At 66.4% G+C, this 23,271-nt stretch carries 13 protein-coding genes; 7 read left to right on the top strand and 6 right to left on the bottom strand.

What is annotated here, in order from left to right; genetic code table 11:
- Nucleotides 1-148 precede the first annotated feature (148 nt).
- Nucleotides 149-796: an ankyrin repeat domain-containing protein gene (locus VA602_RS19730; RefSeq protein ID WP_323454060.1), complete on the top strand. Its 648-nt coding sequence runs from the start codon at nt 149-151 to the stop codon at nt 794-796.
- 130 nt (nt 797-926) lie between these two features.
- Here the strand turns inward: VA602_RS19730 and pobA are convergent, their stop codons facing one another.
- On the bottom strand, nt 927-2,111 hold the full coding sequence (pobA, locus tag VA602_RS19725) for a 4-hydroxybenzoate 3-monooxygenase (RefSeq protein ID WP_323454059.1): 1,185 nt from the start codon (nt 2,109-2,111) through the stop codon (nt 927-929).
- Nucleotides 2,112-2,276: 165 nt separating this feature from the next.
- Here pobA and VA602_RS19720 point away from each other — a divergent pair, with 165 nt between their 5' ends.
- The 5 genes from VA602_RS19720 to VA602_RS19700 all read left to right on the top strand — a co-directional run bounded on the left by VA602_RS19720 (nt 2,277) and on the right by VA602_RS19700 (nt 6,487).
- On the top strand, nt 2,277-3,161 hold the full coding sequence (locus VA602_RS19720; protein ID WP_323454058.1) for a helix-turn-helix domain-containing protein: 885 nt from the start codon (nt 2,277-2,279) through the stop codon (nt 3,159-3,161).
- A gap of 53 nt (nt 3,162-3,214) precedes the next feature.
- Nucleotides 3,215-3,607: a MerR family transcriptional regulator gene (locus VA602_RS19715; protein WP_054893249.1), complete on the top strand. Its 393-nt coding sequence runs from the start codon at nt 3,215-3,217 to the stop codon at nt 3,605-3,607.
- 20 nt (nt 3,608-3,627) lie between these two features.
- Nucleotides 3,628-4,527, top strand: a complete 900-nt coding sequence (locus VA602_RS19710) for a hydroxymethylglutaryl-CoA lyase (protein ID WP_323454057.1) — start codon at nt 3,628-3,630, stop codon at nt 4,525-4,527.
- A 120-nt stretch (nt 4,528-4,647) separates the two neighbouring features.
- On the top strand, nt 4,648-5,556 hold the full coding sequence (locus VA602_RS19705; protein ID WP_323454056.1) for a LysR family transcriptional regulator: 909 nt from the start codon (nt 4,648-4,650) through the stop codon (nt 5,554-5,556).
- A gap of 136 nt (nt 5,557-5,692) precedes the next feature.
- Nucleotides 5,693-6,487 carry a class II aldolase/adducin family protein gene (locus tag VA602_RS19700; RefSeq protein ID WP_323454055.1) on the top strand — a complete coding sequence of 265 codons (795 nt, stop codon included), beginning with the start codon at nt 5,693-5,695 and terminating at the stop codon, nt 6,485-6,487.
- Between the two features lie 39 nt (nt 6,488-6,526).
- On the opposite strand, the gene cuyB is transcribed toward VA602_RS19700, so the two are convergent.
- Both cuyB and VA602_RS19690 read right to left on the bottom strand, forming a co-directional pair.
- On the bottom strand, nt 6,527-7,987 hold the full coding sequence (gene cuyB / locus VA602_RS19695; RefSeq protein ID WP_323454054.1) for a cysteate racemase: 1,461 nt from the start codon (nt 7,985-7,987) through the stop codon (nt 6,527-6,529).
- 13 nt (nt 7,988-8,000) lie between these two features.
- Complete coding sequence (locus VA602_RS19690; RefSeq protein WP_323454053.1) at nt 8,001-9,284, bottom strand: dicarboxylate/amino acid:cation symporter; 1,284 nt, start codon at nt 9,282-9,284, stop codon at nt 8,001-8,003.
- 365 nt (nt 9,285-9,649) lie between these two features.
- Here VA602_RS19690 and VA602_RS19685 point away from each other — a divergent pair, with 365 nt between their 5' ends.
- Entirely contained in the window at nt 9,650-10,552 is a 903-nt protein-coding gene (locus VA602_RS19685; protein ID WP_323454052.1) for a LysR substrate-binding domain-containing protein, read from the top strand.
- 50 nt (nt 10,553-10,602) lie between these two features.
- On the opposite strand, the gene VA602_RS19680 is transcribed toward VA602_RS19685, so the two are convergent.
- The 3 genes from VA602_RS19680 to VA602_RS19670 are packed head-to-tail and all read right to left on the bottom strand — an operon-like array spanning nt 10,603 to nt 23,271.
- Nucleotides 10,603-13,581 (bottom strand): autotransporter outer membrane beta-barrel domain-containing protein, encoded by a 2,979-nt coding sequence (locus VA602_RS19680; protein ID WP_323454051.1) that lies wholly within the window; start codon nt 13,579-13,581, stop codon nt 10,603-10,605.
- 45 nt (nt 13,582-13,626) lie between these two features.
- A complete protein-coding gene (locus tag VA602_RS19675; RefSeq protein WP_323454050.1) occupies nt 13,627-14,613 on the bottom strand; it encodes an alpha/beta hydrolase in 987 nt (328 codons plus the stop codon).
- Between the two features lie 60 nt (nt 14,614-14,673).
- A complete protein-coding gene (locus tag VA602_RS19670; RefSeq protein ID WP_323454049.1) occupies nt 14,674-23,271 on the bottom strand; it encodes a non-ribosomal peptide synthetase in 8,598 nt (2,865 codons plus the stop codon).

Raw genomic sequence — 23,271 nt, 5'->3', positions numbered from 1 at the left:
TCAAATGATGAGCCTGACTTCTAGCATGGCCCTTCAAGACGGGCAACGTTGATGCATTCGGAAATCCACTACCGGTCATCCAGATAATTCGTTTCAGTCGCCGGCAACTTTTTCCCTAGGATGAGGTTTTGCCTCAGGAGCCCCACGCATGCGCCACACCCTCGCCGCCTGCCTGCTGGCCTTCACCTGCCTTGCCGCCCACGCCGAGACCACCTCCATGGATACCCGCCTGCTTTATGCCGCCCAGCGCGGCGATGCACCTGCCATCCGTCGCCTGCTCAAGGAACCGGTGGCGCTCGACAGCCGCGATGGCCAAGGGCGCACGCCCCTGCTGGCGGCGACCCACGGTAACCATGTCGAAGCCGCCAGGGTGTTGATCGAAGCCGGGGCGGATGTGAACGCCAAGGATGACATCCATGACAGCCCCTACCTGTATGCCGGTGCGCGCGGCTTGAACGAGATCCTGCAACTGACCCTGATCCACGGCGCCGACCTCGCCAGCACCAACCGTTACGGCGGCACCGCGCTGATTCCGGCGGCCGAGCGTGGTCATGTGGAAACGGTGCAGATGCTGATCGACGCGGGCGTGGACGTGAACCACCTCAACCGGCTGCACTGGACCGCCTTGCTGGAGGCGGTGATCCTTGGCGACGGCGGCCCGCGCCATGTGGACATCGTGCGTCGGCTGCTGGCGGCAGGCGCGGACCCTGCGATTGCCGACAAGGATGGCGTGACGGCGCTGGAGCATGCGCGCACACGCGGGTATACAGAGATGGTGGCGTTGCTGGAGCGTTGATGAACCGCTGGTCGGCGGTAGGTGAAAGACAGTTGGCTCCCACGGGTAACACCACCGTATTCAGAAGCTATGGGGCCCGCTCCCACAGGGGGATTGGGCTGGCCTTTAGATTTGAAAGAGACAGTTACTCCTACACCTCCTCGTACGGCAAGCCCACATAGTTCTCGGCAATGTTCACCAGGCCGGCCTCGGACGACAGGAAGTACTCCCGGTCCGCCTCCTGCATCTTCTGGTCCCAGGCATCCTTGTGCTCGCCAAAATCATGCAGCAACTGGGTCATGAACCAACTGAAACGCTCGCCCTTCCAGACCCGCCGCAACGCCAGCGGTGAGTAGCGCTCCAGCAAGTCGGTGCGGCCTTCGCGGTAGACCTTGACCAGGATGCGATACAGGTAGTTGACGTCCGAGGCTGCCAGATTCAGCCCCTTGGCCCCCGTCGGTGGCACGATATGCGCCGCATCCCCCACCAGGAACAGGTGCCCGTACTGCATCGGCTCGACCACCAGGCTGCGCAGCGGCGCGATGCTCTTTTCCAGCGCGGGGCCGGTGACCAGGCGCGCCGCGACATCCTCGGGCAGACGCGCCCTCAGTTCGTCCCAGAAACGCGCATCGGGCCAGTTCTCCACCCGCTCGTCCAGCGGCACCTGCAGATAGTATCGACTGCGAGTGGTGGAACGCTGGCTGCACAACACGAAACCACGATCATGATGCGCATAGATCAGCTCGTGGTTGACCGGCGGGGTATCGGCCAGCAACCCCAGCCAACCAAACGGATAGACCCGCTCGTACTGCTTGAGCACGCCCTGTGGAATGCTCTGGCGCGAAACGCCATGAAAACCGTCGCAACCCGCGATGTAATCGCACTCGACGCGGTGCAACTGGCCGTCCTTCTCGTAGGTCACGTAGGGCCGCTCGTCCTTGATCCCGTGCGGCTGCACGTTGCTCGCGCCATACACGATCGGCGCCCCGCTCTGCTCGCGGGCCTGCATGAGGTCGCGGGTGACTTCGGTCTGGCCGTACACCATCACCGTCTTGCCGCCGGTCAGGGCCTTGAGGTCCAGGCGCTGGCGGCGCCCTGCCACCAACAGTTCGACACCCTCGTGCACCAGCCCCTCACGGTCCATGCGCGCCGATACCCCGGCCTCGCGCAGCAGGTCAACGGTGCCCTGCTCCAGCACACCGGCGCGGATACGGCCAAGCACGTACTCAGGGGTCTGGCGTTCGAGAATGAGCGTGTCGATGCCCGCCTTGTGCAGCAGTTGACCAAGCAGCAGGCCAGAAGGGCCGGCGCCAATGATTGCAACCTGGGTTTTCATTGTTGTTGTCTCGCCTTGTCGATGCCGTACTGGCGGCAGCCGGCATACGTTATTCGGGTTAGCCCCTGCATTTTTACTGGCGCAAAAAGCTGAAAAGGTGTCATATCCGATGGAAAATCTGCACTTTTCAAAATTCCGTGCGATCAGCGGACAGGTGTCCCGACCATGAAATCCTCCCTTCCCGGCGTACCGCTGTTCCAGCTCTATGGCGAGAACCACGCCTGGCCCGGCACCGATCTGCTGCACTGCGAATCGATCCCCGCACGCAGCCGCCTGCACCACTGGGAGATCAAGCCGCACCAGCATGCCGAACTGTTTCAGTTGCTCTACGTGCAGCGCGGGCACGCACTGGTGGAAATCGAAGGCCGACGCAGCGAGATCCAAGAGGCAGCGATCCAGGTGGTACCACCGCTGACGGTGCATGGCTTTCGCTTCAGCGCCGACATCCAGGGCCATGTGCTGACCTTCGGTACGGCGCTGGTGGCCGACCTCGAGCAACGCCTGGGTGCACCACTGGCGGTGCTGGCATCGGCGGCCTGCTACCCGCTGGGCCGCGACCGCACCCGCCTGCGCGGGCTGATCGACACCTTGCAGCAGGAATACCAGGGCAGCGCACCCGCGCGAGCGGCCATGCTGCAGGCGCTGGTCACCGCGCTGATGGTGTGGATCAGCCGCCGCCAGCAGCTGGGCCAGGCGCCGCGCAACCGCGACGAGCGCGACCGCCACCTGCTCGGGCACTACCTGCGCCTGGTCGAAGCGCATTACCGCCAGCATCTGTCGGTCGATGAGTTTGCTGCACGCCTGGGCGTCACCAGCCTGCAGCTCAACCAGCTGTGCCGTGCGCTGAGCGGGCAGACCGCGCTGCAGGTGATCCACCAGCGCCTGCTGCTCGAAGCGCGGCGCAACCTGACCTACACGCGCATGAGCATCGGCCAGTTGTCCGACAGCCTGGGTTTCAGCGATCCCACCTACTTCGCACGCTTCTTCAAACGCCTCAGCGGCCAGACGCCCAATGCCTACCGACGCAGCGGTACTGCGCAATCACCTTGACGTATACGTCAACCTGCCTTTAGCTTACTCACATTCCACCCCCGAGCCCGAGCATGAGCAGCCAGACCTACAGCATCTCCGACCTGTCCCGCGAGCTGGACATCACCACCCGCGCCATCCGCTTCTACGAGGAGCAGGGTCTGCTGAGCCCCGAGCGTCGCGGCCTGGAGCGCATCTATTCGGCGCGTGACAAGGTGACGCTCAAGCTGATCCTGCGCGGCAAGCGCATCGGCTTCTCGCTGGCCGAATGCCGCGAGCTGATCGAGCTGTACGACCCCAGCGGCGGCAACCTCAAGCAGCTCACCAGCATGCTGGCCAAGATCGCCGAACGCCGCGCGCAACTGGAGCAGCAGATGCTCGATATCCAGCAGATGCACCTGGAGCTGGACACCGCCCAGGAGCGCTGCGAGCAGGCGCTGGCCGCCACCCTGAACAATAACCGCTGATTCGCCACAGGAACCCCGCCATGTCATTGCCCGCACACGTGCGCCTGGTCGAAGTCGGCCCGCGCGACGGCTTGCAGAACGAAGCCCAACCCATCAGCGTCGCCGACAAGGTGCGGCTGGTGGACGACCTCACCGACGCCGGGCTCTCCTACATCGAGGTGGGCAGTTTCGTCTCGCCCAAGTGGGTGCCGCAAATGGCTGGATCGGCCGAGGTGTTTGCCGGTATCCGCCAGCGTGCCGGGGTGACCTACGCAGCCCTGGCGCCAAACTTGCGCGGTTTCGAGGATGCACTGGCAGCCGGGGTCAAGGAGGTGGCGGTGTTCGCCGCGGCGTCCGAGGCGTTCTCCCAGCGCAACATCAACTGCTCGATCAGCGAGAGCCTGCAGCGCTTCGAGCCGATCATGGACGCCGCCCGCGCGCAGGGTATCCGGGTGCGCGGCTATGTATCCTGCGTGCTCGGCTGCCCTTATGAAGGCAAGGTCAGCGCCGAGCAGGTCGCCCCGGTCGCCCGGGCCCTGCACGACATGGGCTGCTACGAAGTGTCGCTGGGCGACACCATCGGCACCGGCACCGCCGGCGATACCCGGCGCCTGTTCGAGGTGGTCTCGGCGCAGGTGCCGCGCGAGCAGCTTGCCGGCCACTTCCACGACACCTACGGCCAGGCCCTGGCCAATGTCTATGCCAGCCTGCTCGAAGGGATCAGCGTGTTCGACAGCTCGGTGGCCGGGCTCGGCGGCTGCCCCTACGCCAAGGGCGCCACAGGCAACATCGCCACCGAAGACGTGCTGTACCTGCTGCAAGGGCTCGGCATCGAGACCGGTATCGACCTGGACAAACTGGTCGCCGCCGGCCAGCGCATCAGCGACGTGCTGGGGCGTGCCAACGGCTCGCGGGTGGCACGGGCGCGCAACGCCCGCTGACGCTCGCCACGGGCGGCGAAGGCCGCCCTGCCTGCCTCGCTCATCGAACTGTGACAATCCCGACCATCAGGATTATGCTCTGCGGGTATGTCCTCCAGTCTCAATATGTGAGCGCCGAATATGAAAATCGATGACATGGACGCCTTCGTGGCCGTCATCCGTTGCCAGTCGACCAACCTTGCCGCCGAAGCGCTGCAACTGACCCAGCCGGCCATCACCCGGCGCGTGCAGAACTTCGAGGAAGACCTCGGCGCCACCTTGCTCGACCGCAACACCAAGCCACTCAAGCCCACGCCCATGGGCCTGCGCGTGTACGAGCAGTGCAAGGCCATCCTGCGTGAAATCGACGCTCTGCGCGAACTGGTGGCCAACGATGGCGCGCCGTCCGGCACCCTGCGCCTGGGCGTGCCGCAGACACTGGGCGATGTGGTGCTGCTCGAGGCCCTGGCGCAGATCCGCCAGGCCTACCCCGAGCTGCGCACCCAGGTCACCAGCGGCTGGGGCAGCAGCCTGATCGCGCGCATGGAAAACGGCGAGCTGGATGCCGCTGCCGCGCTCTTCCCACCGGGCAAGATCTTCCCCGAAGGCATCGCCAGCCATTCCATCACGCGCATGCCGCTGCGCGTGGTCGCGGCCAAGGGCAGCGCCGGCAAGCGCAGCTACAAGTTGCGCGACTGCTATACCCGTGGCTGGGTGCTCAACCCCGATGGTTGCGGTTTTCGCGCCGGCCTGCAGCGCGCATTGAGCGAACAGGGGCTGTCACTGTCGATCAACCTCGAAACCTTCGGCACCGAGTTGCAACTGGGGCTGGTCGCCAACGGCCAGGGCCTGGGCCTGGTGCCTGAACCGCTGTTGCTTGCCAGTCGGCACCGAGACCTGCTGGATATCGTCAACGTCAGCGATTTCAAGCCACAGGTCGACCTGTGGCTGTTCCATCCACGCTACCTGGGCAACCTGCAGGAGCCGGTGGAGCTGTTCGGCGCCGTGGCGGGCACCCGGCTGAACAGCGCAGCGAGCCAACCCGATTAAATGATCATCTTGCATAACAAGAAAAAAGATAATTCTTAAATCGAATAATTAGCATAGAACCAAAAAGACTTTTACAGCGTTGCGCCAGACGCCTACGGTCCTGTTCACACCGTACTGCCTTGCACTGGAGCACCGCATGAGTTCACTGTCCGTCGTACCTCCCAGCCAGGAGGCCGTGCGCCTACGGGTCAGCGCCGAGGAATGGGAGGTGCGGGTCAAGCTCGCCGCCGCCTATCGCCTGGCGGCCCTGTTCCGCTGGACCGACCACATCTACACGCACTTCTCGGCACGGGTTCCCGGCCCGGACGAGCACTTCCTGATCAACGCCTTCGGCCTGCTGTTCGACGAAATCACCGCGTCGAACCTGGTCAAGGTGGATGTCGACGGCACGATCATCGACGACCCGCTGGGCCTGGGCATCAACCAGGCCGGCTACGTCATCCACAGCGCCATCCACCGCGCCCGTCCCGACCTCAAGGCCGTACTGCACACCCACACCCGCGATGGCGCGGCGGTGTCTGCTCAGCGTGACGGCCTGTTGCCGGTCTCCCAGCATGCGTTGGCCTATTACAGCCGCGTGGTCTATCACGACTACGAGGGCGTCGCGCTGGACCTCGATGAACAGCAGCGCCTGGTGGCCAACCTGGGGCAAAGCAACATCCTGATCCTGCGCAATCATGGCCTGCTCACCGGCGGCATCAGCGTCGAGCATGCCTTCCGTGAGCTGCACGGCCTGGAGCGCGCCTGCAACATCCAGATCGCCGCCCAGGCCGGTGGCAACGACCAACTGCAGTACGCCTCCCCGGCGGCGATTGCCAAGGTGCATGAGCAGTCGAAGCGCTTTTCCGACGGGCTTGGCGAGGGGATCCAGCGGCACTGGGATGCGTTGGTCCGGCAACTGGATCGCGAGGGGCGCGATTACCAAAGCTGACCACAGCCCCTCCTGCGGCAGCGGGCATGCCCGCTGCGCTTACCTCAGCCCCCGCGCCAACGCCACGCAGCGGCGCGCCAGCACATCGGTCGGGTCCACCAGTGCCACCTGTACCCCGTCGATGGGGAAGCCATCGGCCTGGGCCAGAATCAACGGCAATTCGGTACAACCCAGGATCAACACCCGCGCGCCCTGCCCGACCAGTTGCCCGGCGCCTGCCAGCAGGTCATCCCGACACTGCCCTTCGGTAAATCCCGCCTTGACGCCTTCCTCACCATAGATCGCACGCATCACCCGCGCCTGCGCCGCATCGTCCGGCACCAGCAACGACAGGCCGACGCGTTCGGCCGCCGCGTGATAGACACCACTCTGCAACGTGCCCGAGGTCGCCAGCAGCCCCACCCGCACCTCACGACCATAGCCGTGCAGAATGAAATCGATGGTCTCGCTCAGCATGTTGACGATCGGCACCGCCAGATGCTCCTGGATCCGCTCGACATAGGCATGCGCGGTGTTGCACGGGATCGCGATGGCATCGGCGCCCTCCTCTTCCAGGCGGCGACAGGTCGAGTACATCGCCACGGTCGGGTCGGCCTCCTGGCGCAGCAGGTTGGCGGTGCGATCGGGGATCTGCGGGTTCTGTTCGACCACCATCCTGATATGGTCCTGGTCACGCCCGGCCGGGGTGTTCTTCACTACCTTGCCCATGAAATCCACGGTCGCCGCCGGCCCCACGCCACCGACGATCCCCAGCTTGAACGGCGCAAGGCTGGGCAGCGAGTCGGTGGCGCTGGCGAAGTCGGCATACACCTGGTTGGCATCGACGCAGTGAATGCCACGGCGCATCAGCTCCGGCGCCAGCAACGACAGCTCGGTCATGCCCGGCAGCAACAGCGTCGCGCCCTGGCCTTCGAGCTCCAGGCAAACCTGATGCAACAGCTCCAGCGCCACCCCATCCAGATGTCCGGCCTTGATGCCTGCAGGCCCGTACACCGCCTCCATCAACGCCGCCTGCTGCACCGGCGAGGGATGGATCAGCTCATAGTCGTCGGCAAAATGCCGCTCGAACAACCCCGAAGCGCGCACATAGTCCGAAGCCAGCACGCCCAGGCGCGCACCGGGCGGGGCGATGTGCGCCACATGGGCCTTGAGCGCCGCCATCAGGTCGACGATGGCGATCTGCAGCTCGGCGCGCAGTTCGTCGATGAAGGTATGGCTGGCGAAGCACGGCACCAGCACGGCGTCGGCACCGCTGTCGGCATAACCCTGGCAGACCTGGAACACGTAGAGCTTGCGCGAGGTCATGCTCGCGCCCGCGCTGAGCGGCAGCGCCAGGTCCTTGAACGGGTGCTGCTCGAACAGCAGGTGGTAGCGCCCCTGCTCGGCCAGCAGGGGCTGGCTCTTGAGCAGCTTGAGGAACAGGTCGCCACCGGCCAGCGAGCCGAGGCCACCGATGATACCGAGGGTGCGCGCGTTGGCGGTCTTGCGTGGGCTTTTCATGGGACGGTCCGGATCAGGCGTGGGTGGCAGGTTTCAGCGCAGGTTCGACGGGCGTCGGGGCATCGTCATGGCGCCGTTCGAGGTCGGCGATCACCGCCGTGGCGATGCTGTTGCCAACCACGTTGGTCGCGGTACGGCCCATGTCGAGGAACTGGTCGATGGCCAGGATCAGCAACAGCCCGGCCTCGGGCAGGTGGAACATCGGCAGCGTGGCCGCGACCACCACCACCGAGGCCCGCGCCACCCCGGCCATGCCCTTGCTGGTGACCATCAGGGTCAACAGGATCAGCATTTGCTGGGTGAAGCTCAGTTCGATGTTGTAGGCCTGGGCGATGAACATGATGGCGAAGGCCTGGTACATCATCGAGCCGTCGAGGTTGAACGAGTAGCCCAGCGGCAGGACGAAGCTCGACACGCGCTTGGGTGCACCGAATTTCTCCAGCGCATCGATGGTCTTGGGGTAGGCCGATTCGCTGCTCGCAGTGGAGAACGCCAGCAGCACCGGCTCGCGGATCAGCTTGCCCAGGGTGAACACCGGGCGCCCGAGGAAACCGTAGCCCACCGCGAACAGCGCCAGCCACAGCAGCAGGATGCCCAGGTAGAACTGGCCGATCAGCTTGCCGTAGTCGAACAGCAGGCCAATGCCCTGAGTGGTGACGGCAGCGGCCAGCGCGGCGAAGACGCCGACCGGAGCGAACATCATCACGTAGTCGGTGATGCGGAACATCACCTTGGCCAGCTCGTCCACCAGCTCGCCGATGCGGGTGTTGCCACGTTGCTTGACGAACGCCAGCGCCAGCCCGAAGAACAGCGAGAACACCACGATCTGCAGGATCTCGTTGTTGGCCATGGCTTCGGCGATGCTGCGCGGGAACACATGGCTGATGAAGGTCTTGAGGCTGAAGTCCCCGGCATTGACCGCCACCGCGCTCACTGCCTGGCCCGACTCCACGCTCAGGTTCAGGTGGGCGCCAGGCTGGAACAGGTTCACCAGCAGCATGCCCAGGGCCAGGGAGAACACCGAGGCGCTGACGAACCAGATCATCGAGCGCAGGCCGATGCGCCCCACCGAACCGGAATTGCCCAGGCTGCTGATCCCTGCGACCAGGGTGGCGAACACCAGCGGGGCGATGATCATCTTGATCATGCGCAGGAAGATATCGGTGACCAGGCTGAAGTAACCGGCAATCTGCTTGGCGGCGTCCGCGGAGCCTGCGTAGGTGTTGCACAGCCAGCCGACGACGATGCCGAGCAGGATCGCCACGGCGATGTAACGGGGTAGTTTCTTGTTATTCATCTCGACCTCTGTCTGTCGAATGCGGGAGGGACAGCAACAGGCTACGACGCACGGCCGGAGCAGTTGATGAGGATGCGCGATGGGTTCATGCGAAATTCGCATAGTTGTCGAATGGTGGTGAATTTGGGTCGAAGCGGGAATAAAATGCCGGCATTGAACCGCGCCACATAACCTGTAGGAGCGGCGGTTCGCCGCTGCGACTTGTCCCACGATTGGGCGCGCAGCGGCCATAACACCGGACACCGAGTCACATCAGAAAGATCTCGGTTGCCTGGCTTGCGGCCGCTACGCGCCCGATCGCGGGACAAGCCCGCTCCCACAGGGTGCGGCTGCAGAATCTACGCACCAACCACAGGCCCACCACCATGCAGACCAAATGGATCGATGACCTGCTGGCCATCGCCGAAACCAAGAGCTTTTCCCGCGCGGCCGAGATCCGCTGCATCACTCAGTCCGCGCTGTCGCGACGCATTCGCTCGCTGGAGGAATGGGTCGGCGTCGAGCTGGTCGACCGCAGCACCTATCCGGTGCAACTGACCGCCGCCGGCAAGACCTTCTGCGACGAAGGCCGAGACGCGCTGTCGATCTTCCATGACCTGCGCTCGGCACTGCGCCGTGGCGAGCGCATGCCCGGGCGCTCGATCCAGGTGGTGGCCGGGCACACCCTGTCGATGACCTTCCTGCCCACCTGGTTCGCCGGTTTCCAGCGCCGCTACGGCTACTTCAATGCGCGGGTGCTGGCCGCCAACGTGCAGGAGGCGGTCATCGCCCTGGCCGAAGGCAGCTGCGACCTGATGATCGGCTACAGCCACCCGCGTGCACCGATCATCCTCGACCCCGACAAGTTCGTCGGTCTGCGCCTGGGCAGCGATGCCTTCTTCCCGGTGTCGGCCCCCGACGCAGATGGGCGCCCGCTGTTCGCCCTGCCGGGGGCGGCGGGCAAGCCCATCCCCTACCTCGCCTACACCTCTACCTCGTTTCTCGGGCGGGTGGTGGATGTGCTGCTGCAGGGCAACGCGCAACCTCACCTCAAGCGCTTCTACGAAGCCGACATGGCCATGCACCTGATGCGCATGGCCCGCGAAGGCTATGGCATCGCCTGGCTGCCGGAGTCGGCGGTCGAGGAGGAACTGACCAGCGGTCGGCTGGTGCGCGCAGGCGGGGACGAGTGGAGCGCGGAACTGGAAATCTGGTCATTCCGCTCGATCGGCAACAGCAACCCGACCATGCTCGAGCTGTGGAAGTCGCTGGAACGCGACCTGCGCTGAAACGCTGCCGGGGCCTTTGCGGCCCCGGCTTCAGGTGTATCGACGGGCGATCAGAACTTCAACTGCCATTGCCCCATCACGGCGTGATTACGCGCATTGCTGCCCAACTCGCCGTTGTAGCCCAGGCCCACACTCTGCCGTGCACTGAGCCCCAGCTCCAGCCCGGCCTCGACGACCAGGCTGTCACGGTCCAGCGCACTGCCCTGGACGCTGAACGCATCGCCGCCGGCCAGGAAAGCCTGGCGCGTGCGGGTGTCGAGGTTGCCATAGGTGTGGCGCCAGCCCAGGCTGGCGCGGGGCGTCAGGCTCATGCCGTTGTCCAGTTGCCCCAGGTGTGCGATGCGCACGCCGAAGGTACTGGTGACGTTGTCCTGCGTGTCGGCATCCACCGCCAACGCAGCATCGCCGCCCTTCTCGCGGTAGCTGTCGCGGTGATAGCGCTGGTAGCCCAGGTTGGCGAAAGGCTCGGCACTCAGGCGCCCACTGCCCAGGGCATAACCCAGCTCGGCGAAGGCCTGCTGGCTGTCGGCATCGTAGTTGCCCTTCAGGCGCTCATCGAAGCCATCAAAGGCCACGCTGCGCTTGCTGTCGCCGTCATGGCTGCTGTACGCCGCGCCCAGGCGCAGGGCCAGCGGGCCGCTCTGGCGTTGGGCGTAGAGGCCGGCATGCCAACTGCGCACCTTGCCGTCCAGGCCGCTGGCGTCCAGGCGGGTGCGCGAGTAGCCGCCCAGCACACCCAGGCGCCAGTCGCTGCCCACCGCCCAGTCCAGGCCCATCACCGCGCCGCCGGTGCGCTGTTCCAGGCTGCTGGCGCCGTGGCTGCCATCGACCTTGCCGTAGCTGCCCAGCGCCTGGCCCCACACTCGCCCCTGGGCGTTCGGGTCGTTGAGGTTGCGCACGCCCTGGGGCAGGCCGGTGGCAGCGAGCACCGGGGTGTCCTGCTGATCCAGGCCCACCAGCAACCCGGCATTGCTGCCCATCGACTGCAAGGCGCCGAGCATGGTGCTGCCCACCTGGGCGCTGCCGGCCAGGGTGGCGGCGGCGAGGTTGGCGGTGTTGCTGCCCGACAGTTGCTCGATGGCATTGCCGGCGCTGGCGTTCGAGGTATTGAGCAGCGCGCTGTACAGCGCACTGCCGCTGCCCAGGCTGGCCAGGCTGCGCGCCGCAGCGCCAGCGTTGGCGCTGCGGGCGAACTGGTCGAAGGCGACGTCGTTGCGGGTGTAGGTCAGGCCCACCGAGTGGCTGCTGTAGCTCAGTTTCGGGGTGAGGAAGGCGTAGTCACTGGTGACCTGGCCAAAGGTGCCGTCGATCGCACCGGCGTTGAGCACGGTGTACTGGCTCTGCCAGGGATACTGGCCAGGGGTCGGCTGGATGCGCAGGGTGGCACCGCCCAGATTGGCGGTACCGGTGACGGTGATCGGCGCGCTGCTGCCGTCGGCGTTGACGCCATAGACCAGGCTGGCGCCCGAATCGAACTTCAGGTCGCCCTTGACCGTGGCCACGCCCAGCCCGGTGTTGGTCAGCATCGTGCCCCTGACGTCGAGACCACCGACCACACCACCGCCCGCGTAGGTCGCCCCCCGGTCTACCCGCAAACTGCCGAGCACGCTGCCCTGGTTGACCAGCGCCGCGCCCTGGGTGATCTCGCCACCCTGGCTGAAATCGTTGACGCTGCTCAGCGTCCAGGTGCCCCCGGAGACCAGCAGCTTCTCGAAGTTGGCGCTGTTGCCGAACTGGCCGCTGCCCTCGAGCTGCAGCGTATCGACGCCATCGCCTGCATCCACCAGGCCATTGAACACCCCGCCGGTACGCACGATCAGGCGGTCGTCGCCGCCGCCCATGCTCAATGCCAGGCCGTTGCCGCCGCTGATGGTGCCGCTGTTGATCACGGTGTCATCGAAGTTGCCGACCAGCTTGATGCCGAAGCCGCGCTCGCCACGAATGGTACCGGCGTTGTCGATGGTGGTGGCACCGACACCCGAGCCTTCGGCACCGTCGTCCACCAGGATGCCGTTGTCGACGCTGCGGATCAGGCCGGTGCTGGTGTTGGTGACCGTACCGCCGCCCATGGCGATGCCTTCGCTGCCGTTGGGCCGCCCGCCGCTGTCCACGCCCTTGGCGCCCAGGCCCTGGATGGTGCCGGCGTTGTAGACGTGGCCGATGAAGTCGATATCGACGCCATCACCGTCGCCATTGATCTTGCCATCGGCGATGGCACCGGTGATGGTGCCCCAGTTGTACACGGTGCCGGTACCGTCGGAGCCGAAACCCGAGCCGTTGCGCCCGGTGACGCTGGCACCGGCATAGTTGTAGAGGGTGGCGTCGGTCTTGAGGTCGACGCCGTGACGGTCGGCACTGATGCTGCCGTAGTTGTACACGGTGACGCCGGTCGAAGTACCGATCTTGATGCCGTCGTATTTCTGGTCCAGGCCGTTGGCATCCTGGGGTGCGGTGTCGGTGTAGATACGCCCGTAGTTGGTGATGGTGGCGTTGGAGCCGGTCTTGATCGCGTCGTTGCCCACGGCGTGGATCACGCCGCTCGCCTCGTTCACCAGGGTGGTGCTGAAACCTGGGTTGTTGAGGGCCTCCAGATCGATGGCCTGGCCATCGGTGATGGATTCGATGGTCCCGGCGTTGCTGATCTTGAGGCTGCCGCCCGCGGTGGGGTTGGTCTGGAAACGGATAGCGTCGTTGGTCCCCTGGATCAGCGCCCCGGCGCGGTTGGTGATGACGAAGAAGCTCTGGTCGGTGCCGCCATCCTTGGTGTCGATACCACGGGCCACGGTGGAGCGAATGATGCCGGCGTTGTCGACGCTGACCGTGGTGCCACTGGTCTGCTTGGGCAGGATCACCCCGTCGTCGGCACCCGAGACGATGCTGCCGGTCGGCGTCACCTTGAGCGTGTCGCCCTTCTTGAGTTCCAGCGTGCTGGTACTGGCATTGCCAACCTGGTAATCGGTGGCGTTGGCGGCCAGGGCAGCACTGGCCAGGGCGACACACAGGGCCAGACGGTGCGGCGTGAAATGCATGTTTGGGCGACCATTGTGATTGTTGATGGCCGGCCAATATGGCTATTAGATATTACCGTTTGATTGACAACCTGCGCCGACCGCCTTCAACCAGCGCCCCACCTCGGCATAGATCCCCTCCACGGCCTCGACCATCCCCTGCATCCGCAGGAAATCGTGGGTCAGTGCCTCTTCCACTCGCCACTGCAGCGGCACGCCGGCCTTTTCCAGGGCATGCGCCCAGGCAACACCTTCATCGAGCAACGGATCATGCCCGGCCAGGGCCATCCAGGTGGGCGCCAGCCCTTCGAGCGCCGTCAGGTGCAACGGCGACACCCGCCAATCGAGGCGCTGCGATGGGTCACGCACGTAGTGCCGGTAGAACCATTCCAGGGTTTCACTCTCGAGCAGGTAACCCTCGGCAAATTTCCCATGGGACGGCCGCTGGCAACTGATATCGGTGACCGGATAAAACAGCAACTGCGCCAACGGACGCAACGCCGCCTTCTCCGGCTGCTGCGCGGCCACGGCGGCGACGACGATGGCCAGGCTGGCCCCGGCGCTGTCGCCACTGACCACCACCCGGCGGGCATCCAGGCGCTGTGCCTCGCCGTGTTCCACCAGCCAGCGGGCACTGGCCAGGGCATCGTCCGCAGCCGCCGGGAAGGGTGCTTCCGGCGCCAGGCGGTAGGCTGGCGCGAGGACCGCAAAATCGCTGCACATCGCCAGGCGGCGACATACCGCATCGTGGGAGTCCAGGCTGCCGACCACATAGCCGCCACCGTGAAAATACAACAGCACCGGCTGCAGACCGTCCACCGGCGACTGCCGACGGTACAACCGTGCCGACAGCGGTTGGCCCTCGCCATCCACCATCTGCAGGTGCTCGACCTGCAGGTCATCAGGCGGGCTCGGGTCGAGCACCTGGGAGCTGCGTTCGAATTCGGCGCGGGCCTGCTCGACGCTCATCTGGTGCATGGGTTGGCTGGCACCGGTCAGTCGGCCCAGTTCGACCAGTTCGAGAAAACCGGCCAGGTCAGGATGCAGAGACATTGGGAAAATCCTCGGAAGACGCGATACGGGCGCCCGCCTTGGCGGCGGGCGCCCGAGGTTTCAATGACTGAACGTCGGTGCCAGGCTGTCGCGCAGATCCGCCAGTACGCTGGGGTGCTGCAGCAACTCGAAGTGCCCTGCCGCCAACACCGCACTGGCCTGGCACTGCCCAAGCGCCGCCTCGAAACTGGCACGCTCACGGCTGCCGACGCCTTCGCCCCACCAGCAGCGCGCCTCGGCCGCCACCGCCGGCAGGCTGTGCAAGGCCTCACCCAGGGCTTTCAGGCGCATGGCCACGACGAAGGTGTGGGCCAGGTCCTGTGCCTCGATCCGGGCATACACCTCGGAGGTGCTGCCCTGCTCGCGCAGTTGCCCGATCTGCACCGCCAATGCATCGGCGTCCAGTTCCGTCAGCGTTGCGGGGTCGAGCGCCGCTGCGGGCGCATCGCCCAGGGTGACCGCCACGAAACCGTGGAAGTCGTCACGCCAGTCGCCGCCCGCTGCGGCCAGCCCCGGCAGGTAACTGTCCACCAACCCCAGCAGGCTGACTTCGCGGCCAAGCCGGATCAGCTCGGCGGCCACCAGCACCGCCAACGGCCCACCCAGCGACCAGCCCAACAGCCGCAGCGGCCCTTCGGGCTGCTTGCGCAGCACGACCTGGGCATAGTCGCCAGCCATTGCCGCCAACGAGCTGTCCTGCCACTCGCGGTCCAGCAGCATGCGGCATTGCAGGCCATAGACCGTGCATTGCCCATCCAGGTGGCGGGCCAGTGGCTCGTAGTCGAACACCGTGCCGAAGCCGGCATGCAGGCAGAACAGCGGCGAGCTGCCGTCGACGATACGGTTGAGCGCCAACAGCGGATCCGGCGTCTGCGGCTTGCGTTCGCTGCCGCACAGTTGGGCGATGGTCGGTTTGCTCATGATGTCGCGCAGCTTCAGGCTCAGGCCCAGCTCAGGTGCCGCGCGGACCTTGCCCAGCACCTTGAGCACGCGCAGCGAGTCGCCGCCCAGTTCGAAGAAGTTGTCGGTGATCCCGACCTGGTCGAGCTCCAGCACCTCCTGCCAGATACGCACCAGCGCCTGTTCCTGCGGCGTACTGGCCGGCACGTGCTCACGCGCCTTGAACTGCGGGTCAGGCAGGGCCTTGCGGTCGAGCTTGCCATTGGCGCTCAGCGGCAGCGCTGCGAGCAGGATGATCTGCGCCGGGACCATGTAGTCCGGCAGTTCATCGACCAGGTGCGCACGCAGGCTTTCGGCCAGGTTGTCACCCGCCTCGGCCACCACGTAGGCAACCAGTTGCTTGCTGCCATTGACCTCCCGCGCGACCACCACGGCATCGCGCACCTCGGCCCGCCCACGCAGGCGCGCCTCGATCTCGCCCAGTTCGATACGGAAACCGCGGACCTTGACCTGGTTGTCGAGGCGGCCGAGGTAGTCGAACACGCCATCGGCGCGACGGCGCACCAGGTCGCCAGTGCGGTACAGACGCCCGCCCCCCTGCGCGAACGGGTCACAGACGAAACGTTCGGCCGTCACGTCCGGACGTTGATGGTAGCCGCGCGCCAGACCCTCACCGCCGATGTAGAGCTCACCGGCAACCCCGTCCGGCACCGGATTGAGTGCAGCGTCCAGCACATACAAGGTGCGCTCGCCGACGCGGGTGCCGATCGGTGCGTACACGGCCTCGCACGGTTGGTTGGCCGCAACGCGCCAGAGCAACGGCGTGACCACGGTTTCGGTCGGGCCGTAGCCATTGGTCAGCGCCTGCGGGCGCAGGTTGCGGCGCACCAGGTCGTAGTTGGCCTGGGCCACCGCATCGCCACCGAAGCAGTAGATGCGCACTGCCGGCGGCTCGCGGCCTTCGGCGTACTCGGCCAGTTGCTGCAGGTAGGCCGGCGGGAAGCAGGCGATGTCGATGCGCTCGGCATGCAACGCTCGCCAGGTCTGTTCGGGCGTCCACAGTTCGCCCGGACGGATCACCAGGCAACCGCCATTGCTCAGGGTCGACAGCCAGCGCTCCTGGGCGCCGTCGAAGGCGAACGACATGAACAGCAGCTCGCGGGTGCGCGCGTCCATCTCGTAGCGCTCGGCGATCGCCGCGCAATGCATGGCCAGAGGGCCATGGGTGACCGCCACGCCCTTGGGCTTGCCGGTCGAACCCGAGGTGTAGATCAGGTAGGCCAGGTTGTCGGGCGACACTGCCGCTGCGCCACGGGTAATGCCCGCAACGTCGAGGTCAAGGCTGTCGAGGGGCAGCCAGTTCACCCCCTCGCGCTGCGGCAGGCGTGCCTGCACGCTGTGCTCGGTGAGGATCAGGGCAGCGTTGCTGTCTTGCAGGATCCAGTCCAGGCGCTCGCGGGGGTAGTCGATGTCCAGCGGCACGTAGGCGCCACCGGCCTTCATCACCGCGTAGAACGCCACTACCATGTCCACCGAACGCTGCAGGGCCACGCCCACCCGCACTTCCGGGCCGACACCTTGCGCCACCAGCAACTCGGCCAGGCGGCTGGCCCGCTGTTCGAGTTGGGCGTAGGTCAACTGGCGACCGGCGCACACCAGCGCGACCTGCGTCGGGCGCTCGCGGCTGTGGCGGGCGATCTGCTCGCCCAGCAGCGCCGTCGGCGCCTGCCCACCCAGGCGGTTGGCTTCGACCAACTGCCGCTGCCCGGCCTGATCGAGCAGGCCGAGATTGCCAAGCCGAGCGTGCGGCTGGTCGAGCATCGCCTGCAGCAAGGTCTCGAAGCTGGCGAGGATCTGCTCGACGCTGGCCGGCGTGAAACGCCCGACCAGATAGAGGAACTCGATCTTCAGGGTCGCGCCCAGGTGCACCGCGAGGTCCATGGCGTAGTTGGTCACATCACGCGTGCTCACCTGGCCGAACTGCAACTGCTGGTCCTGGGCCTGGGCGAGGCGCTCGTCCACCGGATAGTTCTCGAACACGATGATGCTGTCGAACAGGCCACCGGCGCCCTGCCCGGCCCAGCGCTGGATATCGGCCAGCGCCGTGTGCTCATGGTCGCGCACCTCCAGGTTCCAGGCCTGCAGGGCCTGCAGCCATTGGTCCAGCGGCTGCTGGTCGGACAGGGTCTGGACGATCGGCAAGGTGTTGATGAACAGGCCAAGCATTTCACCCGAACCTGCCAACTCCGCCGGGCGCCCGGCCACCGTGGCGCCGAAGCACACGGTCTGCTGCCCGGTATGGCGCTGCAACAGCAGCAGCCAGGCCGCCTGCACCAGTGTGTTGGGGGTCACCCGCAATTGTTGGGCGACCTCGCGCAGGCGTTGGGTGCGTGCGCCATCCCAGTCCAGGTACAGCGCCGCATGGCCTTCAGCCTGCGCATCGGCCGGCAACGGCAGGCTGCTGCTGAGGCTGGTCGGCCCCTCCAGCCCTGCCAGGCGCTCGCGCCAGAAGGCTTCCTGGCGCGCCGCCGGCTGCGCGCGCAACCAACCGATATAGTCGCGGAAATGCCCGCGCTTGGTGGGCAGCGGATGCCCGGCATAGCACTCGAAGACCTCGCCCATCAGGCGCGAATTGGACCAGCCGTCCATGAGGATATGGTGGCTGGTCCAGATCAGCTGGGTGGTGTCGTCATCCAGGCGCACCACGCTCAGGCGCGCCAGCGGCGCCTCGAGCAGCTCGAAGCCGCGCGCACAATCCTCATCGGCCAGCGCCTGCAAAGCGCCTGGCTCGACGGTGCGCTCGCGCCAGTCCAGGCAGCGCGCCGGCAGGCTGCCCTGGCGGTAGACCACCTGCAGCGGCTCGGCCAGGTGGCTGGCGGTCCAGAAACCGGTGCGCAGGATCTCGTGGCGCGCCACCACCTGCGCCCAGGCGGCGATGAACGCCTCGGCGTCGAGGCCCTTGACCTCGATGCTGGTCTGGTTGATGTACAGGTTGGCCGCCGATTCCTGGGTGTGGAACAGCATGCCCAGCTGGGTCGGCGATAGCGGGTAGATGTCCTCGACCTGCTCCAGCAGGCCGGGGAAGCGCTCGAGCTGGGCCTGATCGAGCCCGCACAGCGGGAAATCCGAAGGCGTCGCGCCGCGCACCGGCAGTTCCACGCAGTGACGCACCAACGCGCCGAGCTGCTCGATGTAACGCTCGGCCAGGGCCTGAATCTCGTCGGGGGCGAACTGCGCACGGCTGAAGATCCAGTTCAGGCTCAGCTCGCCGCCATACAGCTGGCCATTGACCGTCAGCCAGTTGCCCAGCGGTGCATCCTCGCCCTGCTCCGCCCCGGCAGACTCGTTTGCCGGGGTGAACAGTGCACCGTCGTCCACGGCAAAACTGCCGTCGAACTGGCCCAGGTAGTTGAAAGTCACCCGCGGCTGCGGCAACGCCGCGAGCAGCGCACGCACCTGCGGCTCGCCGTAGTAACGCAGCGCACCGAAACCGACGCCCCGATGCGGAATGGCGCGCAGTTGCTCCTTGACCTGCTTGATCGAAGCCCCCAATTCGGCAGCCGGCGTCAGGCACACGCTGAACATCGAACTGAACCAACCGACCGTACGGGTCAGGTCGATGTCGTCGAACAGGGCTTCGCGCCCGTGCCCTTCCAGTTGCACCAGGGCGTGCTCGTCACCGGTCCAGGCCACCAGGGTGCGCGCCAGGGCCGTCATCAACAGGTCGTTGATCTGGGTGCGATAGGCCGCAGGCGCCTGCTGCAGCAATTGCCGGGTCAGGGCCGCGTCCAGGCGCACTTGCACCGTGGCGGCGTCGCGATTGAGCAAAGGTTGCGTCGGCGCGGCTACAGGCCAGTGCACCTGCACCTCGCGCAGGCGCTCCCAGTACGCAAGCTCCGCCTGGCCCTGCTCGCTGTGCGCATAGCTTTCCAGGCGTTCGGCCCAGGCCTTGACCGAGCTGGTGCGTGGCCCAAGGTCCGGTGCCTGGCCAAGCAGGCTCTGCTGGTAGGCGCTCTGCAGGTCGTCGAACAACACACGCCACGACACGCCGTCGACCACCAGGTGGTGGATCACCAGCAACAGGCGCTGGCTGTCGTCGGCAAGGGTGACCAGCACGGCGCGGACCAGCGGGCCGTCGGCCAGGTCGAGGCTGCGCTGCACCCGCTCACCCAGGGCTTGCAGGGCGTCGGGCTGTACCCCCTCGACCCGCTCCAGCAACGTACCGACCGTGGTCACCTCACGGAAGTGTGCCTGCCACTGCCCGTCCACCTCGGTGAAGCCCAGGCGCAGCGCGTCATGCTGCACCAGCAGCGCCTGCAAGGCGCGCTCCAGGGCATCGGCGTCCAGCGCCCGGGTTGGTTGCAGCAACACCGATTGGTTCCAGTGCGCGCGCTGCGCCAGCGGCAGCTCGAAGAACGCCTGCTGGATCGGCAGCAGTCCCGCCCTACCCGTCACCGGCCCCTGCTCGGCTTCCTGGCCCCCGGCCTCGATGCGCACCGCACCGGCCAGGCCCTGGATGGTCTGGTGGCGGAACAGGTCCTTGGGCGTGAAGCGGATACCGGCCTGCCGCGCACGGCTGACCACCTGGATGGAGATGATCGAGTCGCCACCCAGTTCGAAGAAGTTGTCGTTGACCCCGACCTGCTCCAGCTTGAGCACGTCCTGCCAGATCCCGGCGAGGGTCTTTTCCACGGCGCTCTGCGCCGCGACATAGGCCTGTTTCGACTGGCCGACCGCAGGGTGCGGCAGCGCACGACGTTCCAGCTTGCCGTTGGGGCTCAGTGGCAGTTGCTCGAGCAGCAGCAGGTGTACCGGCACCATGTAGTCCGGCAGCACCGCACCCAGGCGCTCGCGCAAGGTGGCGCGCAAGGCTTCAGCCGCCGCGTCGTCCGCCACTGGCGTGCTCGGCACCAGGTAACCGGCCAATTGCAGGCCGCCGGCACCCGGCACCGCCAGCACCACGGCTTCGCGCACTTCGTCCTGCTCCATCAGCCGTGCTTCGATCTCGCCCAGCTCGATGCGCAGGCCGCGAATCTTCACCTGATGGTCGATACGCCCCATGTACTCGATCACACCGTCGGCGCGGTAGCGCGCCAGGTCACCGGTGCGGTACAGCCGCTCGCCGTCACCGAAGGGGCTGGCGACGAAGCGTTCGGCGGTAAGCCCCGGACGGCGGTGATAACCGCGCGCCAGGCCGGTGCCGCCCAGGTACAGCTCGCCTACCACACCCACCGCCACCGGGCCAAGGCCGGCGTCCAGCACGTAGGTCTGCAGGTTGGCGATCGGCTCGCCGATCGGCACGCTGTCGCGGCCTTCTTCGCGGCAGGTCCAGTGGGTCACGTCGATGGCCGCTTCGGTCGGGCCGTACAGGTTGTACAGCCCGGCATTCGGCAGTTTTTCGAACACCTGGCGCTGGGCATCCACCGGCAGCGCCTCGCCGCTGCAGACGATGCGGGTCAGGCTGGCGCAGCCCGCCACCGCTGGGTCGGCAACGAAGGCCTGCAGCATCGACGGCACGAAGTGCAGCGTGGTGATGCGCTCGCGGCGAATCAGCTCGATCAGTTGCGCCGGGTCACGGTGCAGCCCCGGCGCGGCGACCACGAGGCAAGCACCGGTCATCAGCGGCCAGAAGAACTCCCACACCGACACGTCGAAGCTGAACGGAGTCTTCTGCAGCACGCGGTCGCCGGCAGTCAGGCCATAGGCCTGTTGCATCCAGCACAAGCGGTTGGTCAGCGCCCGGTGGCGGTTGCCCGCGCCCTTGGGCTTGCCGGTGGAGCCGGAGGTGTAGATCACGTAGGCCAGGTTCTCGCCCGTGACCTCGATCACCGGCGCGTGCTCGGCATAAGCGCTCAGTGGCTGGTCGAGCAACAGGCACTCCAGGCCCTGCGGCAGCGGCAACTGCTCGCGCAGGTGCGACTGGGTCAGCAGCAGTTCGATGCCGCTGTCCTCGATCATGTAGGCCAGGCGCTCGCGCGGATATTCCGGGTCCAGCGGCACATAGGCGCCACCGGCCTTGATCACGGCCAGCAATGCCACGACCATCTCCACGCTGCGCTCGGCCGCCACGCCCACCAGCACATCCGGGCCCACGCCTGCCGCCTGCAGGCGGTGCGCCCACTGGTTGGCCAGGGCATCGAGCTGGCGGTAGCTGAGCTGACGCTCGCCGAACACCAGCGCCGTGGCCTCCGGCGTGGCCTCGACCTGACGCTGGATCAGCGCCTGGACGCTGTGCTCCAGCGGGTACTCGACCGCCGTGGCGTTCCAGCGCGCCAGGGTGTCGCGCACTTCGTCGGCAGCGATCAACGGCAGGTCGTCCAGCGTGCAGTCGAGGTTGGCGACCATCGCCTGCAGCAAGTTCTGCCAGTGCCGGGCCAGGCGCTGCGCGGTCGCCGGCTCGAACAGGTCCAGGGCGTAGGTGAACTGCGCATCCAGCGCATCGCCCTGCTCCAGAATGTTCAGGGTCAGGTCGAACTGGGCGGTATGGCCCTCGCTCTTGAGGTTTTCGATACGCAGGCCGGACGCCTGGGCGCCGTCACCGCCAGCGCCCAGCGCCGCGCCGCCCTGGTGATTGAACATCACCTGGAACAGCGGGCTGTGGCTGAGGGTACGTTGCGGGCGCAGTGCTTCCACCAGCTGCTCGAACGGCAAGTCCTGGTGCGCCTGCGCGCCCAGGGCATCGGCCTTGACCTGCTGGAGAAACGCCCGCACGGTCGTCTGCCCCGAGATCTCGACGCGCTGCACCAGGGTGTTGACGAAGAAGCCGACCAGTCGCTCGGTCTCCATGCGATTACGGTTGGCCACCGGCACGCCGATGCGCAGGTCGCGCTGGCCACTGTAGCGGTACAGCAAGACCTGATACGACGCCAGCAACAGCATGAACAGGGTGACGCCCTGCGCCTGCGCCACACTGCGCAGTTCACGGCACAACTGCGCCTCGAGCTTCACCTCAAGGCTCGCACCGCGCAGGCTCTGCTCCGCCGGGCGCGGATGGTCGAACGGCAGCTCGAGCACCGGATGCTCGCTGCCCAGGCGTTCGGTCCAGTAGGCCAGCTGACGCTCCTGCTCACCGGCCTCCATCCACTGGCGCTGCCACAAGGCGTAGTCGGCGTACTGCACCGGCAGCGCCGGCAGTTGCACGGTCCGCCCTTCGCACGCGGCGGCGTACAGCTGGACCAGCTCGTCGATCATCACCTGCATCGACCAGCCATCGGTGACGATGTGGTGCTGGGTGAGCACCAGCACATGCTCCTGCTCGCCGAGCCGCAACAGCTTGACCCGCAACAGCGGGCCGGCCTGCAGGTCGAAGCGGCGCTGGATCTCCTCCTCGACACACGCCTGCAACTGCGCCTGGCGTCGTTGCGGCGCGTCGTCAAGGGCCAGGGTCTGCTGCTCGATCCCGGCCCAGTTCGGCGCATCGATCACCTGCAGCACCTGCTCGTCATCCTCGACGAAGCGGGTGCGCAAGGTTTCATGACGGGCCACCAGCGCAGCAAAGCTGGCATCGAGCGCAGCGATGTCGACCGCGCCCTGCAATTTCAGGGCGGCACTGATGTGATAAGCACTGCTTTCAGGGCTCATCTGCCAGAGGAACCACTGCCGCTCCTGGGCATAGGACAGCAGTTGCGGTTCCTCGGGCTGACGCTTGAACACCGGCGCGACGCTGAACAGATTGATGTTCTTGTGCTTGAGCATCACCGCCAAGGCCTTGCGTTCCTTCGGCGACAGCTCGCCCACCCTTTCAATCAACGCTTTCAC

The sequence above is a fragment of the Pseudomonas machongensis genome (assembly GCF_034961125.1).
Taxonomy (GTDB): Bacteria; Pseudomonadota; Gammaproteobacteria; order Pseudomonadales; family Pseudomonadaceae; genus Aquipseudomonas; species Aquipseudomonas machongensis.
This window is presented reverse-complemented; position numbering and strand designations above follow the sequence as displayed.

Excerpts from the sequence above, each read along its gene's own strand:
- VA602_RS19720 (WP_323454058.1), top strand. The coding sequence starts at position 2,277 with ATGAAATCCTCCCTTCCCGGCGTACCGCTGTTCCAGCTCTATGGCGAG.
- cuyB (WP_323454054.1), bottom strand. The coding sequence starts at position 7,987 with ATGAAAAGCCCACGCAAGACCGCCAACGCGCGCACCCTCGGTATCATC.
- pobA (WP_323454059.1), bottom strand. The coding sequence starts at position 2,111 with ATGAAAACCCAGGTTGCAATCATTGGCGCCGGCCCTTCTGGCCTGCTG.
- VA602_RS19715 (WP_054893249.1), top strand. The coding sequence starts at position 3,215 with ATGAGCAGCCAGACCTACAGCATCTCCGACCTGTCCCGCGAGCTGGAC.
- VA602_RS19675 (WP_323454050.1), bottom strand. The coding sequence starts at position 14,613 with ATGTCTCTGCATCCTGACCTGGCCGGTTTTCTCGAACTGGTCGAACTG.
- VA602_RS19690 (WP_323454053.1), bottom strand. The coding sequence starts at position 9,284 with ATGAATAACAAGAAACTACCCCGTTACATCGCCGTGGCGATCCTGCTC.
- VA602_RS19680 (WP_323454051.1), bottom strand. The coding sequence starts at position 13,581 with ATGCATTTCACGCCGCACCGTCTGGCCCTGTGTGTCGCCCTGGCCAGT.
- VA602_RS19700 (WP_323454055.1), top strand. The coding sequence starts at position 5,693 with ATGAGTTCACTGTCCGTCGTACCTCCCAGCCAGGAGGCCGTGCGCCTA.
- VA602_RS19710 (WP_323454057.1), top strand. The coding sequence starts at position 3,628 with ATGTCATTGCCCGCACACGTGCGCCTGGTCGAAGTCGGCCCGCGCGAC.
- VA602_RS19730 (WP_323454060.1), top strand. The coding sequence starts at position 149 with ATGCGCCACACCCTCGCCGCCTGCCTGCTGGCCTTCACCTGCCTTGCC.
- VA602_RS19685 (WP_323454052.1), top strand. The coding sequence starts at position 9,650 with ATGCAGACCAAATGGATCGATGACCTGCTGGCCATCGCCGAAACCAAG.
- VA602_RS19705 (WP_323454056.1), top strand. The coding sequence starts at position 4,648 with ATGAAAATCGATGACATGGACGCCTTCGTGGCCGTCATCCGTTGCCAG.